The organism is Mesorhizobium sp. M0870 (assembly GCF_040319775.1).
Lineage (GTDB): Bacteria > Pseudomonadota > Alphaproteobacteria > Rhizobiales > Rhizobiaceae > Mesorhizobium.
The window spans coordinates 216,204-232,898 of the sequence record NZ_JAMYOI010000002.1; the positions used below are offsets into that span (position 1 = coordinate 216,204).

Annotated in this window: 18 protein-coding genes; 10 read left to right on the plus strand and 8 right to left on the minus strand. The window is 61.1% G+C overall.

Annotation, left to right across the window (positions count from 1 at the left end; all coding sequences use genetic code 11):
* The first annotated feature begins 10 nt into the window (after nt 1-10).
* Genes metG through NKH97_RS04140 form a run of 3 tightly spaced genes read left to right on the plus strand, consistent with a single transcriptional unit; the run spans nt 11 to nt 3,177 of the window.
* A complete protein-coding gene (metG, locus tag NKH97_RS04130; protein ID WP_023811953.1) occupies nt 11-1,561 on the plus strand; it encodes a methionine--tRNA ligase in 1,551 nt (516 codons plus the stop codon).
* Nucleotides 1,561-2,355, plus strand: a complete 795-nt coding sequence (locus NKH97_RS04135; protein WP_023811954.1) for a TatD family hydrolase — start codon at nt 1,561-1,563, stop codon at nt 2,353-2,355. The genes metG and NKH97_RS04135 overlap by 1 nt, the downstream gene beginning before the upstream one ends.
* Before the next feature lie 3 nt (nt 2,356-2,358).
* Nucleotides 2,359-3,177, plus strand: a complete 819-nt coding sequence (locus tag NKH97_RS04140; protein WP_023811955.1) for an MBL fold metallo-hydrolase — start codon at nt 2,359-2,361, stop codon at nt 3,175-3,177.
* A 13-nt stretch (nt 3,178-3,190) separates the two neighbouring features.
* On the opposite strand, the gene NKH97_RS04145 is transcribed toward NKH97_RS04140, so the two are convergent.
* Together NKH97_RS04145 and NKH97_RS04150 are read right to left on the minus strand one after the other, a co-directional pair.
* The gene (locus NKH97_RS04145) at nt 3,191-3,961 is read right to left on the minus strand and encodes a GNAT family N-acetyltransferase (RefSeq protein WP_023811956.1); all 771 of its coding nucleotides are present in this window, start codon (nt 3,959-3,961) and stop codon (nt 3,191-3,193) included.
* A gap of 265 nt (nt 3,962-4,226) precedes the next feature.
* Nucleotides 4,227-4,709, minus strand: coding sequence for a RidA family protein (locus tag NKH97_RS04150; protein WP_023811957.1), 483 nt, complete (start codon nt 4,707-4,709; stop codon nt 4,227-4,229).
* A 189-nt stretch (nt 4,710-4,898) separates the two neighbouring features.
* On the opposite strand from NKH97_RS04150, the gene NKH97_RS04155 reads away from it, so the two are divergent.
* From NKH97_RS04155 to NKH97_RS04165, 3 genes are all read left to right on the plus strand, one after another.
* Nucleotides 4,899-5,585: a TetR/AcrR family transcriptional regulator C-terminal domain-containing protein gene (locus NKH97_RS04155; RefSeq protein WP_023811958.1), complete on the plus strand. Its 687-nt coding sequence runs from the start codon at nt 4,899-4,901 to the stop codon at nt 5,583-5,585.
* Nucleotides 5,586-5,892: 307 nt separating this feature from the next.
* Nucleotides 5,893-6,864, plus strand: a complete 972-nt coding sequence (locus tag NKH97_RS04160) for an SDR family oxidoreductase (protein ID WP_023811959.1) — start codon at nt 5,893-5,895, stop codon at nt 6,862-6,864.
* Nucleotides 6,865-6,904: 40 nt separating this feature from the next.
* Nucleotides 6,905-7,054, plus strand: coding sequence for a hypothetical protein (locus tag NKH97_RS04165; protein ID WP_023811960.1), 150 nt, complete (start codon nt 6,905-6,907; stop codon nt 7,052-7,054).
* Between the two features lie 60 nt (nt 7,055-7,114).
* Here NKH97_RS04165 and NKH97_RS04170 read toward each other — a convergent pair whose 3' ends face one another.
* Nucleotides 7,115-7,621: a YciE/YciF ferroxidase family protein gene (locus NKH97_RS04170; protein WP_023811961.1), complete on the minus strand. Its 507-nt coding sequence runs from the start codon at nt 7,619-7,621 to the stop codon at nt 7,115-7,117.
* A gap of 230 nt (nt 7,622-7,851) precedes the next feature.
* Between NKH97_RS04170 and NKH97_RS04175 the strand changes: the two genes are divergently transcribed.
* A complete protein-coding gene (locus NKH97_RS04175; RefSeq protein ID WP_023811962.1) occupies nt 7,852-9,561 on the plus strand; it encodes an HAD family hydrolase in 1,710 nt (569 codons plus the stop codon).
* 52 nt (nt 9,562-9,613) lie between these two features.
* Here NKH97_RS04175 and NKH97_RS04180 read toward each other — a convergent pair whose 3' ends face one another.
* The 4 genes from NKH97_RS04180 to NKH97_RS04195 form a co-directional block, all read right to left on the minus strand.
* Nucleotides 9,614-9,874: a hypothetical protein gene (locus NKH97_RS04180; protein WP_352721431.1), complete on the minus strand. Its 261-nt coding sequence runs from the start codon at nt 9,872-9,874 to the stop codon at nt 9,614-9,616.
* Between the two features lie 211 nt (nt 9,875-10,085).
* Nucleotides 10,086-12,365: a xanthine dehydrogenase family protein molybdopterin-binding subunit gene (locus tag NKH97_RS04185; protein WP_023811963.1), complete on the minus strand. Its 2,280-nt coding sequence runs from the start codon at nt 12,363-12,365 to the stop codon at nt 10,086-10,088.
* A gap of 3 nt (nt 12,366-12,368) precedes the next feature.
* Nucleotides 12,369-13,391, minus strand: coding sequence for an FAD binding domain-containing protein (locus NKH97_RS04190; protein WP_023811964.1), 1,023 nt, complete (start codon nt 13,389-13,391; stop codon nt 12,369-12,371).
* A gap of 1 nt (nt 13,392) precedes the next feature.
* Entirely contained in the window at nt 13,393-13,965 is a 573-nt protein-coding gene (locus tag NKH97_RS04195) for a (2Fe-2S)-binding protein (protein ID WP_245273254.1), read from the minus strand.
* A 209-nt stretch (nt 13,966-14,174) separates the two neighbouring features.
* Here NKH97_RS04195 and NKH97_RS04200 point away from each other — a divergent pair, with 209 nt between their 5' ends.
* The 3 genes from NKH97_RS04200 (at nt 14,175) to NKH97_RS04210 (ending at nt 15,309) form a co-directional block, all read left to right on the plus strand.
* Nucleotides 14,175-14,345 (plus strand): hypothetical protein, encoded by a 171-nt coding sequence (locus tag NKH97_RS04200; protein WP_023811966.1) that lies wholly within the window; start codon nt 14,175-14,177, stop codon nt 14,343-14,345.
* Between the two features lie 162 nt (nt 14,346-14,507).
* The gene (locus NKH97_RS04205; protein ID WP_023811967.1) at nt 14,508-14,825 is read left to right on the plus strand and encodes a hypothetical protein; all 318 of its coding nucleotides are present in this window, start codon (nt 14,508-14,510) and stop codon (nt 14,823-14,825) included.
* A gap of 40 nt (nt 14,826-14,865) precedes the next feature.
* Nucleotides 14,866-15,309, plus strand: coding sequence for a PPC domain-containing DNA-binding protein (locus tag NKH97_RS04210; RefSeq protein ID WP_352795504.1), 444 nt, complete (start codon nt 14,866-14,868; stop codon nt 15,307-15,309).
* A gap of 22 nt (nt 15,310-15,331) precedes the next feature.
* Here the strand turns inward: NKH97_RS04210 and NKH97_RS04215 are convergent, their stop codons facing one another.
* On the minus strand, nt 15,332-16,606 hold the full coding sequence (locus NKH97_RS04215) for a DUF763 domain-containing protein (RefSeq protein ID WP_352795506.1): 1,275 nt from the start codon (nt 16,604-16,606) through the stop codon (nt 15,332-15,334).
* Nucleotides 16,607-16,695 lie beyond the last annotated feature (89 nt).

The window sequence follows — 16,695 nt, forward strand, 5'->3', positions numbered from 1 at the left end:
CGGTTCCTTCATGTCACGCGACAAGTTCTACATCACCACCCCGATCTTTTATCCGAACGGCAAGCCGCATATCGGCCACGCCTATACGGTCATTGCAACCGACGCCCTGGCACGCTTCCAGCGCCTGGACGGCAAGGACGTCTTCTTCCTGACCGGTACCGACGAACACGGCCTGAAGATGCAGCAAACGGCCGAGAAGGAAGGCATAACGCCGCTGGCGCTGGCCGACCGCAATTCGGCGATTTTCCGCGCGATGACCGAGGCGATGGGTGGCTCGAACGACGACTACATCCGCACGACGGAACCGCGCCACTACGAATCCTGTCAGGCGATCTGGAAGGCGATGGCCGCCAATGGCGACATCTATCTCGACCGTTATAGCGGTTGGTATTCGGTGCGCCAGGAAGCCTATTTCGACGAGAGCGAGACGACGCTCGGCGAGGATGGCGTGCGTCGCGAACCGCTCGGCTCGCCCGTCGAATGGAACGAGGAAGAAAGCTATTTCTTTCGGCTTTCCGCCTATCAGGAAAAATTGCTGGCCCTTTATGAGAGCCAGCCAGACTTTATCGGTCCCACCGAGCGCCGCAACGAGGTGCTCAGCTTCGTCAAGTCCGGGCTGAAGGATCTGTCGATCTCGCGCACCACCTTCAAATGGGGCGTGCCGGTGCCCGGCGACGACAAACATGTGATGTATGTCTGGGTCGACGCGTTGACCAACTACATCACCGCCGCCGGCTATCCCGACACAAAGGCCGAGCAATGGCGCTATTGGCCGGCCACGCACATCATCGGCAAGGACATTGTCCGCTTCCATGCGGTCTATTGGCCGGCATTTCTGATGTCGGCGGGCATTGAGTTGCCGAGCCGCGTTTTCGCGCATGGCTTCCTGTTCAACCGCGGCGAGAAGATGTCGAAATCGGTTGGCAACGTCGTGGATCCATTCGCGATGGTCGAGCACTACGGCCTCGACCAGGTGCGCTACTTCTTCCTGCGCGAGGTGCCCTTCGGCAACGACGGCAGCTACAGCCATGACGCGATCGTCAACCGCACCAATGCCGATCTTGCCAACGGCCTCGGCAACCTTGCGCAACGCTCGCTGTCGATGATCGCCAAGAACTGCGGCGGCGTGGTGCCGCAGCGCGGCGACCTGACGGATGCAGACAGAGCAATCCTGGATCAGGCCGTCGCCGCTCTCGACATCGCGCGCAAGGCGATGGCCGAGCAGGGCATCCATCTGGCGCTGGCGGCGATCTTCGGCGTGGTGGCGGAAGCCGATCGCTACTTTGCCGGCGAGGCACCATGGGCGTTGAAAAAGACCAACCCTGCGCGCATGGAAACGGTGCTGTGGACGACCGCCGAAGTCGTGCGCCGCGTGGCGGTGCTGTGTCAGCCCTTCACTCCGGGATCGGCCGCGAAACTGCTCGACCTGTTGGCGGTGCCGGCGGAGAGCCGCGCTTTCGCGCATGTCCATGCTGACCATGCGCTGGTGCCCGGCACTGCGTTGCCCGTACCGGAAGGGGTGTTTCCACGTTATGTCGAACAGCCGGACGCGAACGTCTGATGCTCGTCGACAGTCACTGCCATCTCGACTTTCCCGACTTCGCCGAGGAGCGGGCGGCCATCGTCGCCCGCGCGTTAGCCGCCGGAATCGACCGTATGGTGACGATCTCGACACGCGTGAGGCGGTTTCCGCAAGTACTTGAGATCGCTGAAACTTTCGACGAAGTCTATTGCTCTGTCGGCACTCATCCGCACAATGCGGCCGAAGAGCTGGATATCACGGTCGAGGAGCTTGTGCGGCTATCCGCGCACCCGAAAGTGGTGGCCATCGGCGAGGCCGGGCTGGACTACTTCTACGACAAAGCGCCCCGCGATGCGCAGGCGCAAGGCTTTCGCACCCACCTATCAGCCGCGCGCGAGACCGGCCTACCGCTGGTCATCCATTCGCGCGACGCCGACGACGACATGGCAGCGATCCTCAAGGCCGAAACGGGGAAGGGCGCCTTCCCCTTCATCCTGCATTGCTTTTCTTCCGGACATCGGCTCGCCGAAATTGGCGTCGCTCTCGGCGGCTACGTGTCGTTCTCGGGTATCCTCACCTTCAAGAATTCAGCTGAGTTGCGCGCCATTGCCGCCGATGTGCCGCATGACCGGCTGCTGGTCGAAACCGACGCGCCCTATCTGGCGCCCGTGCCGTTTCGCGGCAAACGCAACGAGCCCGCCTATGTCGCGCACACGGCCAAGGTGCTGGCCGAAACCATCGGCGTCAGCGAAGCTGAAATCGCTGATCTGACGACGGATAATTTCTTCCGGCTGTTCGGCAAGATGCCGCGGCCTGTAGAGCAAAGTGCCTGAACGATGACCGACCGGCTGCGCCTCACCATTCTCGGCTGCGGCTCGTCCCCAGGTACGCCGCGCATCACCGGCGACTGGGGCAATTGCGACCCCGACAACCCCAAGAACCGGCGCACGCGTGCCGCCGCACTCGTCGAGCGGATCGCGGCGAACGGCAGCCGCACGACTGTCGTCATCGACACGGGGCCGGATTTTCGGCAGCAGATGCTGCTGGCCGGCGTTAAACGTGTCGATGCGGTCGTCTATACCCACCCGCATGCCGACCACATCCATGGCATCGACGATCTGCGCGGTTTCGTTCTCGATCAGCGCCAACTGATCGACGTCCATGCCGACAGGGCGACGATGCTTCGGTTGCGGGAAGCGTTCGGATACTGTTTCGAGACGCCGCAAGGCAGTTCCTATCCGCCGATCGTCAGGCCGCATCTCATCGACCACACCAGGCCGGTGGTCATCGAAGGAGAGGGGGGTACCCTCACCCTTGAGCCGCTGCCGCAGATCCACGGCGACATCGTATCGCTCGGTTTCCGCATTGGCGGTCTCGCCTATTGTCCCGACATCAGCGACTTTCCGGAACCCACCGCCGAACGGCTGCGCGACCTCGACGTGCTGATCATCGACGCGCTGCAGTACCGGACGCATCCCAGTCACCTGTCCCTTGGCGAAGCGCTTGAATGGATCGAGCGGCTGGCGCCGATACATGCGGTGTTGACACATATGCACGTGCCGCTCGACTACGCCACGGTGATGGCCGAGACACCCGCCAACGTCGAGCCGGCCTATGATGGGATGGCGATTGAAATCCCTTACGAATCAGCGTGATGCGAATAGACTTTCATACAGGCTTTCGGTTCATTGGTGCGAATATCAGCAGCGTTCCGATCCGTTCGTAGCCCATCCGGGGATAAAGCAGAGCCCCGGCGTGGGTTGCAGCCAGCACCGAGCACCTCGACCCACGCGCCCGATCGTCGTGCAACATTTTCGACATCAAAGCCTGGCCAATGCCGCGACGCCGGTGCGAAGGCTCGACATACATGCTCGAACACCACGTGGCTTCCACGGCATCCAAGCTGCGCACGCGCCCAACGATATCGGCGCCATCGACTGCCACATACTGGCGCAACGGCGCGCTGTCGCCGAGCAAATGATCCGGGATCGGCTGTCTGCGGATGATCTTTCCCAACTGCGCCGCCGCCCGTTCGGCTGTCTGCACGCGTTCGACCGAAGCGCCCGCAACCGCTGGCGGGCTCGGAATCCGGCGCAACCGGTGGACGAAAAAACCTTCGGTCCGAAGCAGCCGGTAGCCGAGAGCTTTGTAGGCGGTTCGTGTCGGCCCGTCCGGATCCTCGTTCGCGATCACAACGGAAATGGCAAAGCCCGGCCGTGCATGCTGCCGCACGACGGCATCGGCTTCTTGAGCGGCGACGTCATGGACGACCCATTCTTCGCCGCGGTAGTCACGAAGATTCTTGCGCTCGGCATCGCGCATCAGCCACAAGCGTCCAACGCGGCTGGCCTCGTAAGGAAAGGTGCGGCTTCTGTCGGCGCTGAAGCCATGCACGAACACTTCGATCGCCGCTTCGATCTCGCTGTTTGCCATCTTCATTTCGACAGCCTAGCGTTGGCCATCCGCTCAAGGCAATACGGCACAATCGGCTCAAGCCTATGAGAATCAGCGGCAATTTCCAGTTCTTGACCGATGCGTTAGTTCCATAATCTATCTTATGCGACTTTTGGATGCGGCGGCAATAGCAATAGAGTGTATGCGTCGTGACGGCTTTGCTTCGTGGGAGCCAAAATGAATTGGTGGTTCCAACGCGCGGCTGTCGGCGGCGTGCTCGACCCCATGTCAGTTGGGGCGATCAGGCTCCCTATTCCAGAATAACGGTGGCTTCCACCTCGAAAAGCATGGGGTCGATTGCAAGCTTGGGAACGGGAACCAGTGTCTGCGCCGGCAACGCCTCGCCGAACATGTCCTTGACGTTCCTGGTTAACACATCGAGCTTGGACATGTCGTGGTCGACCACGAAGACCGTGAGCTTCGCCACCTGATCCGGCTTGGCGCCGATGCCCCCGAGCGCCGCATGCAAATTTGCGTAGGCCTGCTTAACCTGGACGGCGAAATCGGGTGACAAGGCTCCTGTGCTGTCTTGGCCGCCCTGCCCGGAAATGTAGGCAATCCGAGCTCCGCGCGGTGCGATCACGGCGGTGCTGTAGCCATTCGGCGACGGGTCGTAGAGCGTCTGTGGATTGATGATGGTCAGCTTGAACTCGTTCGCCGGCGACGCAGTGGGAACTGCAATGGTCATGATGATTAGCCCTCCGATAAGCAGATGCTTGATTGCGCGTGACATGATTTCTCCTGGCTCTGCTGACTGCGAATAACGCACTCGCCGCCGGCATGAACTTTAAACCAGATCGCTCATACGATGAATCGTGCGATGTACGAGTCATCGTATGGTACATCGTACTAGTCAAGCGATCAGCGTCGACATTCCTGACGGTGCCTGCCAAAATCGACGTTCGGCCAGCAAGGAAGACAGATGGCAGCCAAACCCCGCAGTGCCAGCAAACGATCGCAACGGACAAAGCTTCAACCCATCCAGGAGGCGAGCAGCGAGCCGCCGCTGTCTCGAGAGCGTATCGTGGCGATCGCCGTGGAACTGCTGGACGCCCAGGGCATAGACGGATTGACAATGCGTCGGCTGGCCGATCGCCTCGGCTCGGGTGTGATGAGCCTGTATTGGCACGTTGACAACAAGGAGGATGTCTTTGATCTAGCACTCGATTCGGTGCTCGAACATCGCGGATCGCCTGAAACAGGTGAGTCTCCGGACTGGCGTGGAGACGTCGTTCATATGCTCGAAGACTGGCGCGCCAGAATGTTGCGCCATCCTTGGTCGGCATCGCTGTTGCCGCGCCGGGCGCTCGGCCCGAACATTCTCAGCCGCCTGGAAATGTTGAGCAAGACCTTGTCCAGAGCCGGTGTTGCCGACGCGAATCTGAACGCCGCGATATGGTCGCTCTGGAATTATGTGATGGGCGCCACCCTCACCCGGGCAAGCTTCGACCTCTCGGAAGAAGACAGGGCAGCCGCACAGCAGCGTCTTACACACCTCAGCGAACACTACCCGACAATCGAACGCTCTCGTCTGCTGTTGGACAACGATTGGGATGGCGCCTTCCGAAAAGGCCTCGACTTCCTGCTCGATGGGCTGTCGCCAAGATAGAATTCCGGCGGCTACGCCCGGAGTAGACCGGATGGCGCTGCTTTGCCAGTTTGACGCAATAGCTTCCCAATCCACATCATTACGTTTGGCTCGCCGCCAAGGCGGCGCAGGCAGCGGGCAAGCCCCGGTGCTCGATCCCATCGCGGCGGTGGCTGGCGCGGCTGCATTGCAGCTGAATTGGTGCAGCTGGCGATGTCGTCGTTACGCGTTGCCAAACGCTGGCCGGAATCCTCTCGGCAAGTCGATCTTTTGCGCAAACCTTTTTGCCTGACATGCGTTGTTTCCTCTCCAAGCCAAGGAGACGATCATGCAGATGAAGTCGGAAATAGCCGGTGAAGCGGCCAAGCAGCGCCATATCCAACGTGGCGTCGATGCCAAGGACAAATCGAAAGGCGGTGGGAAGCAGCAAGGCGCCATGCAGGCTGGCGCCCGTGAATATCCCGAGCCCCCCTTCCCCGAGCAACATCAGCCCAAACCGGGGCACGAATGGGCGCTAGAGCCGGAGCCGCTGTACGATGCGCCGTACTATCTCGGATCGAAAAAACTCGACCAAAAGGTAGCACTCATCACGGGCGGCGATTCCGGCATCGGCCGCTCGGTGGCGGTGTTGTTCGCCCGCGAGGGCGCCGACGTCGCGATCGTCTATCTGGCCGAGGACAAGGATGCTGAAGAGACCAAATCAGCGGTGGAAAAGGAGGGACGACGCTGCATCCTGGTCAAGGCCGATGTCAGCGAACGCAGCCACTGCCACAAGGCGGTCATGGAGACCGTTGAAAAATTCGGTCGCATCGACGTGCTGGTCAACAACGCTGCGTTCCAGATCCATTCCAGCGATTTCGGCGAGCTGACCGAAGAACATTTCGACACGACGCTGAAGACCAATCTTTACGGCTATTTTCATATGGCGCAGGAAGCGGTGCCGCACATGAAGCCAGGTTCGGCGATCATCAACACCGGTTCGGTAACCGGTATCGACGGTTCAAAACAACTGGTCGACTATTCGATGACCAAGGGCGGCATCCATGCCTTCACGCGGGCCCTGTCGGGCAATCTCATCGGCAAGGGCATAAGGGTGAATGCGGTCGCACCGGGTCCGGTGTGGACGCCGCTCAATCCGTCGGACAAGGAAGCCGACGACGTCTCGAAATTCGGCGCGGACACGCCAATGAAACGACCCGCGCAACCGGAAGAACTCGCGCCGGCCTATGTGTTCCTCGCTTCGCCGCATTGCTCGAGCTACATCACCGGCGAAATCTTGCCGGTCGTCGGAGGGTACTGAGGATGGCCGGAATGAAATCCATGAGCAAGGAGTAGGATGGATGGGCCGTCTGCTTTTCATGGTGGCGCTCACTTGTGTAGCGTACCGCATCTACACGGAAATCGCAGGATCTGCTCGGCATGCGCCGCAGGATGACGATGAGGCGCTGCGCAAGCAATCAACGGCCTTGGGCGTCGACCCGTCTCGCTGACGGAGTGGAAACCTGCCAGCAATCCGGCCGGCCGAGTTACCAGCCGGCCGGATTGCAGCCCTATTCGGCTGCCTGCAGGTTGATCTTGCTTTCCGCCATTTCGGTGAGCTTGCGATCTGTCGCCTGTTCTTCCCTCAGGTTCTTGGCCAGCACATTGGCGCAGTCGGTGCGGCCGAGTTGCTTGGCCCAGGCGATGAGCGTCCCGTAGCGGGTCATCTCATAGTGTTCGACGGCCTGCGCCGAAGCAATCAGCGCCGCGTCGAGAACCTCCTTGTCATCGACGTCACCGCTCACATCGTCGGCCTCCTCGAGAATACCGTCGATTGCCGGACAGTTGACCTCCTTGGCCTTGACGCCATGCAACTCAAACACCTGTTCGACGCGCTCGATATGGCCTCTCGTCTGGTCGAGGTGTTTTTCAAATCCGGCTTTCAATTGCGGGTCGGTTGCCTTGTCGATCATCTTCGGCAGCGCCTTCTCGATCTGCTTTTCGGCGTAATAGATGTCGCGCAGCGTGTGCACGAAGAGATCGTCGAGTGTCTTGATGTCCTTCGAAAAGAAGCCCATGGCCTTACCTTTCATTGCGCTTGGTGTGGATTTCGGCGACGGGGTTTGCACGCCGCCAGCAAAGACCGGGACGGTTCCCGGCTTGTCTGGTCAACGTACCGGCACCGAAGGAGTTCCTGATTTCCGAGGGCGAACCGCCCCTCCTCCACCTACGATTCGGTCGGTGGGGAGCCTTTGTCTCGATCACACGTTCTAGCCACAGGGCAACCGGAACGAGAAGGGTCGGCGGAATGTATTTCATTGCATTGGCGGCAGACTATGACGGCACGCTGGCTCATGATGGGATCGTCGCCAAGAAGACGCTCGCCGCGCTTGAGCGGTTCAAGAAAAGCGGCCGCAAGCTGGTTCTCGTCACCGGGCGTGAACTGCCCGATCTCAAGCGCGTCTTTCCCGAGCTTAGCCTCTTCGACAAGGTCGTCGCTGAGAATGGCGCGATGATCTACACGCCGGCCAGCGAGGAAGAGCGGGTGATCGCCCCATCGCCCGAGCCCAAATTCGTCGCCAGATTGAAGCGGCAGGGCGTCAAGCCGCTTTCGGTCGGGCGATCGATCGTCGCGACCTGGGAACCCCATCAGGCGACCGTGCTCGATATCATCAAGAAGATGGGTCTCGAACTGGAAATCATCTTCAACAAGGGCGCGGTGATGATCCTGCCGAGCGGCATCAACAAAGCCACCGGGCTCGCTGCGGCCCTTCAGGACCTTCGACTTTCGCCGCACAACGTCGTCGGCGTCGGCGACGCCGAGAACGACCACGCGTTCCTGCAAGCCTGTGGCTGCAGCGCCGCCGTCGACAATGCAATTCCGGCGGTCAAGGATACAGCCAACCTGGTCATGCGTGGCGCCCGCGGCAAGGGCGTGGAGCAATTGATCGCAAAGCTGATAAAGCGTGATCACGCGATAGTGCCGAAGCGCCATGACGGCATCGTTCTTGGGTCGTCTGGCGGCGATGATGTCTACCTGTCGCCGAGCGACACGATCCTCATTGCCGGGAGTTCCGGCATTGGTAAATCCACCTTGGCCACCGCGCTGACGGAACGCTTCGTCGAAAGTGGTTTTCAGTTCTGCGTCTTTGATCCCGAAGGCGACTATGACGGCCTCGAAGGCGCCGTTCGCCTGGGAGACGGCTCAAGCGCGCCGACAAAGGCGCAGGTGCTGGATCTGATCGCCAAGGCCGACAGCAACATTGTCGTCAACGGATTGGCCCTGCGCGTCGACGAGAGGCCGGATTTCTTTGCCGACCTGCTGCCTGGCCTGAGCAGTTTCCGCCGGCGCACCGCGAGACCGCACTGGCTCGTCATCGATGAAGCGCACCATCTTCTGCCCAAGCGGCGCGACGATACGCGGGCGGTCCTTTCATTGGAATTGCCGGGCACAATCTTGATCACCGTTCACCCCGAGGCGATCTCGACAGACGCCTTGCGCCTTGTGACAGCCATCATTGCGCTTGGCCCCAAGGCGAAGGACGTGGTGAAGGTCTTCTGCAAGGAGACTGGCATTGAGCCGCCAAAGGACATCCCCAGCCCCAAGGGCGCGCGCGTGCTGTTCTGGCGGCCGCAGGCGGGCAAGAAAGTCAAGACGGTCAAGGTGGTGGAACCACGTCAGTCACTCAAGCGGCACAGCCGGAAATATGCCGAAGGCCAGCTCGACGAAGCCGGCAGCTTCTATTTCCATGGCCCTGACAATGCGATGAACCTCAGGGCTCACAATCTGATGATCTTCGCTCAGATCGCCGAGGGCATAGACGACAAGACTTGGGAGTTTCACTTGCGCACCGGCGACTATTCCAAATGGTTTCGACATCAGATCAGGGACAAGGACCTGGCGCGCGAAACCGCCGAGGCGGAAGAGGACAAGACCCTGTCGGCGCAGGAGAGCCGCAAGCGGGTGCTTGACGCTGTGCGCCGACGTTACACGGCTCCGGCCACAGCCCCGGAGTGACACTCGAGAGCCAAGGCAACTAAGCTATCGCTGCACGCGAAAACTTTTTCAGTCAGGCAACGCCGCCACCGCGACAATCGATGTCGGCTTGCGCAAGCGCTGCAATCCCGATCACCTCGGAGGGCGGCGGGTTGTTATAGCTGCAGTGCTTCGCGCAATGCTCGGCAAAGAACTCGTCCCGTACGTCGAGACGAAAATTGGGTGAACTTAGAACGCCGCCATCGGGAAATGGCCCCTTGATGAAGAAGGTCAGCCGGATGAGATAGTCGAGCGCGCTGCCGAGTTCTTCCAGATCTGATTTGATGTTCGCCAAAATTGCGCGCCACTGTGCCGCCGCATCGCCAGGGAAGCCCCTCCTCTCTTTCCGGCAGGATCGTAATTTTCGGCGGTTGCCGTATTGCCGCAGAGGTAGACAAATCCCTTTGCTCCGGTGACGACCGTGCCTTTTCCCCACGGCATCAACCTGCCGTTTTTGAATTTCCTATGGGTTACGAGTTCCATGCTCCGTCCAGAGCTCTTGATCGTCAGCCTATCAAATCATCTATTCTGATCGGCAGATCGCGAATGCGCTTGCCGGTGGCATGATAGACGGCACTCGCCACGGCAGCAGCCGTTCCGACATTGCCGAGTTCGCCCAAGCCCTTGACGCCGGCAGGATTGACCTGGTGGTCGATTTCGGGGACCAGGATAACGTCGACCTGTTTGATGTCGGCGTTGACCGGCACGAGATAGTCCTGCAGGTCGCGATTCACGTAGCGCGCGTGTCGCTGATCAATTTCCGTGGCCTCGTGCAACGCTTGGCCAATGCCCCAGATCATGCCACCTATCAGCTGGCTGCGCGCGGTGCGCGTGTTCATGATGCGCCCGGCAGCGAAGGCTCCGACCATGCGCGGCACCCGGATTTCGCGTGTATAGCTGTTGATGCGCACTTCGACGAACTCGGCGCCAAACGCATATTTGACCGAATCTTCGTCGTTCTCTCCACCATGAAACTCCGATTGTCCGGCATAGAGTTTCCTCAGGGCTTCAGGCGAAGAACCCTTCGGCGCAAACTCGGCATATTCTTCGATGGCGCCGACTTGCATGGCCTTGAAGACATCGGCCAGCTTGGCGGACTTGCCGGTCTCGGTGACGACCTCTTCGTCCTTCAAATCCAGCTTCGCATTGGCCGAACCTGCCAGCGGAGCCCCCTTGCCCGCAGCGGCGGCAAACAGTTTTTCGCGTATCGCGTCGCAGGCTTTCATGACCGCGGAGCAGACGCTGGCGGTCGAGATCGATCCGCCCGACACGGGAGCCGGCGGCAAGGCACTGTCGCCCATCTCCACGCTGATCTTGTCCATGCCGACCCCCAGCCTTTCGGCCGCCATTTGGCCGGCGATGGTGCGAACGCCGGTGCCAATTTCATGGGAGCCGCACTGGACCCGAACCTCGCCATCCGCGGTGAGACGAACCCGGGCCGCGCAAGGTGCGGCGGCAGTCGGATAGATTGCCGTCGCACAGCCCATTCCGACCAGCCAATCGCCGTCGCGCATCGAGCCGACCCTGGGATCGCGCTTCGACCAGCCAAAGGCCTCGGACGCCTGGTCGTAGCACTTGATGAGTGAGCGGCTGGAAAATGGCTTGCCTCCGATCGGCTCCTTCTCCGGTTCATTGATGCGACGAAACTCGACAGGATCCATACCGAGGGCCACGGCCATTTCGTCCATGGCGTTTTCCAGCGCGTAGACATAAGGCGTCTCCGGCGGCGATCGCATGTAGCCAGGCGTGTTGCGGTCGGCATGAACCAGCGAAACATGCGTCAGAACGGAGCCGTAATCGTACATGCGCGCGGTGGCGGACGTGCCGCCGACGACATAAGGGTCCGGGCGTGACGTCACCTCCCAGGCCTCATGTCCGAACGCCGTGATGCGGCCGTCCTTGCCGGCGCCCATGCGGATCCGATGCCGCGTTTCGGCGCGATAGGTCTGCGTACCGAAGGCTTGCATGCGATTGACGACGCAGCGAACCGGCCGGCCGATGCGCCGCGCCGCGACGGCAACGATAGCAGTGCGTGCCGTCATCGGCCCCTTGGAGCCGAAGGCGCCGCCGATATAGGGACTGACGATCCGCACATTGGCCGGATCGAGCTTCAGTTGGCGTGCCAGTTCCACCTTCCAGCCCGTAACGTTTTGACTGGGTTCGTGTATCGTCAACTGGTCGCCCTGCCATATGGCGGTGGTCGAAAACAGCTCGATCGGATTATGATGCTGGGTCGGCGTCGAATATTTTTCGTCGATCTTCACCGTCGCATCCGCCCAAGCGGCGTCGAAGTCACCGGCCTTCGCATCCTCCTTGAACATCGGGCTTTTGCCGGCAGCCGGTTCCATCTTCACGCCCTTGGAATCAAAGCTGGCGCTGGGCCGTTCGTCCTCATAGTCGGCGCGGACCAACATCGCTGCCTCCTCCGCCGCCTCGAAGGTTTCAGCGACCACCAGAGCGATGATCTGACCATCGTGAAAAACCGTCTTGTCGTGCAAGGGCCCAATCGAACTTGCACCGGTGTTGCCGAATTTCGGCATGTCGGTCTTGTCCAGATCGCCATAGGTGACGATGTCCAGCACACCGGGTACGGCATTGGCGTCTTTCGTGTGAAGTTCGGAAACCTTGCCCCGGGCAATGCTGCTGGTGGCAAGGGCACCGTAGGCGACGTTGGCCGTAACGATGTCGGCGGGATAGCCGGCTTGTCCGGTAACTTTTAGCCGGGCGTCAATGCGAACAACGGGATCGCCCTGGTTTTCCCTTGGAGCGGGTGCAGCTTGGTTCATGGCTCAGCCCTTCATATCCCGGGTTTCGAGCAGCGCCCGCACCAGCGTGCGCTTGCCGAGCGGTATCTTGAATGCGTTATGCTCGCGCGGTCTGGCATCGGCGAAAGCAGCCTCGGCGGCCTCCTGCGCCGTGGCTTCGTCAAGCACTTTGCCCTGTAGCACGTCCTCTGCTTCGCGCGCACGCCACGGCACCGTCGCCACTCCGCCAAGCGCAATGCGCGCACTCCTTACCGTCTCGCCATCCATGTCGAGCGCGACAGCCGCGGACGCCAGCGCAAACGCGTAGGATTCGCGATCGCGTATCTTCAGATAGCGCGACCGGCTGCTCCACTGTGCCAGCGGCACTTCGATGGCGGTAATGAGCTCGTCGGCGGCCAGATCCGTCTCGATGTCGGGCGTTTCGCCCGGCCGTTTATGCAGCTTGGCAAAAGTGAGCGTGCGCCTTCCCCGCGGACCTTCGACATCGACGGTGGCGTCCAGCGCAACCAGCGCCTGCGCGAAATCGCCGTGATACGTGGCAATACAGGCATCGCTCGTACCCAGCACGGCATGCTGGCGATTGGACCCTTCCATCGCAGCGCAGCCGGAGCCCGGTTCGCGCTTGTTGCACGGCCAAGATATCTCTCGAAAATACTCGCAGCGCGTACGTTGCAGCACATTGCCGCCCAGGCTCGCCATGTTGCGAAGCTGACCGCTGGCAGCGAATTTCAAGCTGTCGGCGAGGACCGGGCAACGGCGCCTGACATCATTGTTGTCGGCTGCTTCACCCATACGGACCAGCGCACCAAACCGGATCTTATCATCGTCTATCCTGATCTGCCGCAAGGCCGGCTCGGCAAGAGTGTTGAGGTCGAGCAGTCGCTCCGGCCGCGCGACACCGAGCTTCATGTAGTCGGCCAGATTGGTGCCGCCGACGATGAACTGCGTGTCGGCGCCGGTTGGCGGAACATGCACGGCATCGGGACGGGACGCCATGGCGATTGCCGTGGAGACGCTGGTTGGTCTTTCATATACGAACGGGCGCATCCTAAGCCCTCCTGGTCTCGTCGCGTGCCTGAACGATCGCCGCAACGATGTTGGGATAGGCCGCGCAGCGACATAGATTGCCGCTCATATATTCGCGAATATCATCTTCCGATCCAGCATGGCCTTCGTTGATGCAACCGATGGCGGACATGATCTGACCCGGTGTGCAATAGCCGCATTGAAAGGCATCGTGGTCGACGAAGGCCTGCTGGACCGGATGCAGGTCCCCGTCCGCCGAAGCCAGGCCTTCCACCGTTGTGATCTCCCGGCCCTGGTTCATGACGGCAAAGCTCAAGCACGACAGTACCCGCTTTCCGTCGATCAGCACCGTGCAGGCACCACACTGACCGTGATCGCAACCTTTCTTGGTGCCGGTCAGGCCGACATGGTCGCGCAGCGCGTCAAGCAGGCTGGTTCGATTGTCGAGCGCGAGGTTGTAGGTCTGCTTGTTGATACGCATCGAAACCGCCGACAAATCGCGCGGTTCGGCCGGTTTTGCGGACGCGGGCTGGGCAGCTCTCGTTGGGGAATTCACAAGCGGCATCACCGCCGCCGCCGAAACAGAGGCCGTCATGAACATGCGTCTGCTCAAGCCGCTGGAAATTTTGGCATCGGACATGGCTGGCTCCGGGCTGGCTGGGTCTCAAGCGGCCCAAACCACTCGCGGAGGGCAAAGTTCCCTCCTCACGAGCCTGTGATCCTTTTTCTGCTGGCCGGATCGATGCAATCGGAACCTCCCCGGTCAAGCGATGGTTGTGTGCCAAGAGCCGGAAGGAGGCGATCATGAGCGATGGTCGGCATGGCAAGGACGGCGACAATGGACCTGTATTCTCTGCGGAGCAGGCGAGACAAGGCGAGATCATCCTGCGAACGCGCACCCGTCGGGTCATCTTCATAGCCGGCTTGGTCGGTGTCGTGATCCTGGCCCTCGTCGTGAGGTTGGCAATCGGCTGAACCAATTCCCCTCGCCTGCTGCTGCGCTCTCCCCGGCCCGAAAAGCGTTAGCCTGCGCGCGGCGGTGTTTGGCCATGCCGGGCGATGGCATTGGCTACGCGAACTTCTGTTGGAACCAGCGCGTCAAATCGACGTTCAGCCCTTATTCAATAGGAGCAGGCCATGCCACGAGGCGACAAATCGAAATACACTGACAAGCAGGAGCGTAAGGCCGACCACATTGCCGAAGGCTACGAGAAGCGCGGGGTTTCGGACAAGGAAGCAGAGCGGCGTGCATGGGCTACCGTCAACAAGGACGATGGCGGTGGCAAGAAGGAAGGCGGTTCGGGCCGCGGCAAACACACGGGCCATCTCGCGGCGCACAAAGGCGGTAAAAGCGGCGGCAAGGCATCGGCATCACGGTCTGCCGCAAGCCGATCCGAATCGGCAAAGAAAGCTGCAGCGACCCGCAAGCGCAATGCGGAACACCGCGCCCATTGATCTTGGCGACGGCCTTGGGCCGAACGATGGAAGCACAGGGATGAAATCTCAGCTCGTCAATGAGATCGGCGGACAACGGACATTCGTCGTGGTGCTCGAACCAGGCGAAGAAGCGTTCGCGGCACTGACCGCCTTCGCGGTCGACCAGGAGATCGGCAGTGCGTCCTTGACCGCCATAGGGGCTTTCGAAAAAGCCACCGTGGGCTGGTTTGATCCGACCGCGAAGACCTACCGCAAAATCCCCATCGGCGAACAGTGCGAGGTTCTGAGCGCGATCGGCGATGTTGCACTGGGTGATGATGACAAGCCCAGCCTGCACGTCCATGCGGTGCTTGGATTGAGCGACGGCACCACCCGGGGTGGACATCTGCTTGACGGCATCGTTCGACCAACGCTCGAAATCACCCTGGTGGAAGCGCCCGGTCATCTGCGCCGCAGCAAGCGTCCGGACCTCGGTGTCGCGCTGATCGATCTGGCCGACTGATCTACAGCCCTCTGTCTCGTTCTCACGCTTTCTTGCTCCGCTCGGCAGGTGCTGTGTCCGGCGCAGCTTCCCACCCGAACACGCTGCGCCCGCCAAGCAGATGCGACTGGTCGAATTCTCCCGCGACAATTTCCTTCAGGCTGGGGCCGGTCACGTATCGCTCGACTTGCCGCGACTGATCGTCGAGCCGCCTCAAGGCGCCGATTTCTTCATCGCGACCGAGCTTTGCCTTCTGCACGGCCGACTTCAGAACCCCGATCGTCTCGTCATAGACCTTCAGCGGTACCGGAAATGGATGCCTGTCCTTGCCGCCATGCGCCAGCGAGAAGCGGCCGGGATCGGAAAAACGGCAAGGAGCGCCATGCACCACCTCGGCAACGAGGGCCAGCGCGCGCACTGTGCGTGCGCCGACGCCGGGGACCAGAAGGAGCTCGGCGAAATCGGTGGGACCGCGGTCCGCGGCGGCTGCGATATTGCCGTGTAGGCGATGCATGACGACATCGCTTTCGCGAACGTCATGGTGGGCCGGCATGACCAAATGCGGCAGCAGCGGTTGTTCCGGCTCCTGCCGGCGCGTCGGCTCCGCGCCACGCTCCAATGCCGCCAGCTCGCCCAGGATGCGATCCGGTCCGAGATCCTGCAAAAGGTCAAGTTGCCCTTGGCGGGACGCCTCGGCACGCCGGTCGGTCAGGTTGACGATCTCGCCTTGATTGACCCCTTCGATGGCGGCATGCGGCTGGTCGACAAAACTCTTCAGGCCTTCGGAAAGCCAATGGTAGCGGCGCGCCACCTTGCTGTCGCCGTTCATACCTTGCTGCACCACAACCCAGTGACCGTCATCGGCGACGATAAAGCCATGCAGATAGAGATCGAAACCGTCCTGGACGGCGGCGCTGTCGACCTTGGCGACCAGCCGGCTGGCGGTTGCCAGGCCCGCTCCGTCGAAGCCGACGCGTTGGCCGATGGCTTCCAGCTCATGCGGGGTTTTGCGCGAATGCGCGCCGCGACCACCGCAGACATGAATGCCGAGCTCGCCGGAAAGCGGCGTGAGGCCACGCTTCAAAGCGCCCACGACGCTGGTCGTGATTCCTGACGAGTGCCAATCCATGCCCATGACAGCACCAAAGGACTGGAACCAGAATGGATGCGCCAGCCGCCGCAGCAGCTCGTCTCGACCATAGTGATGAATGATCGCCTCGCACATCACAGCGCCAAGACGCGTCATGCGGTCGCCGAGCCATTTTGGCACGCGCCCGCCATGGAGTGGAAGATCAGCACTTCCCGATCGTTGCGTCACGTCCTGCTACCTGTTCTGGTGTCCGTCATTCTCTTAACAGATAGGCAGCCCAACCGCGCAAGGAAGCATGGACACTCCCACCCGGGCCG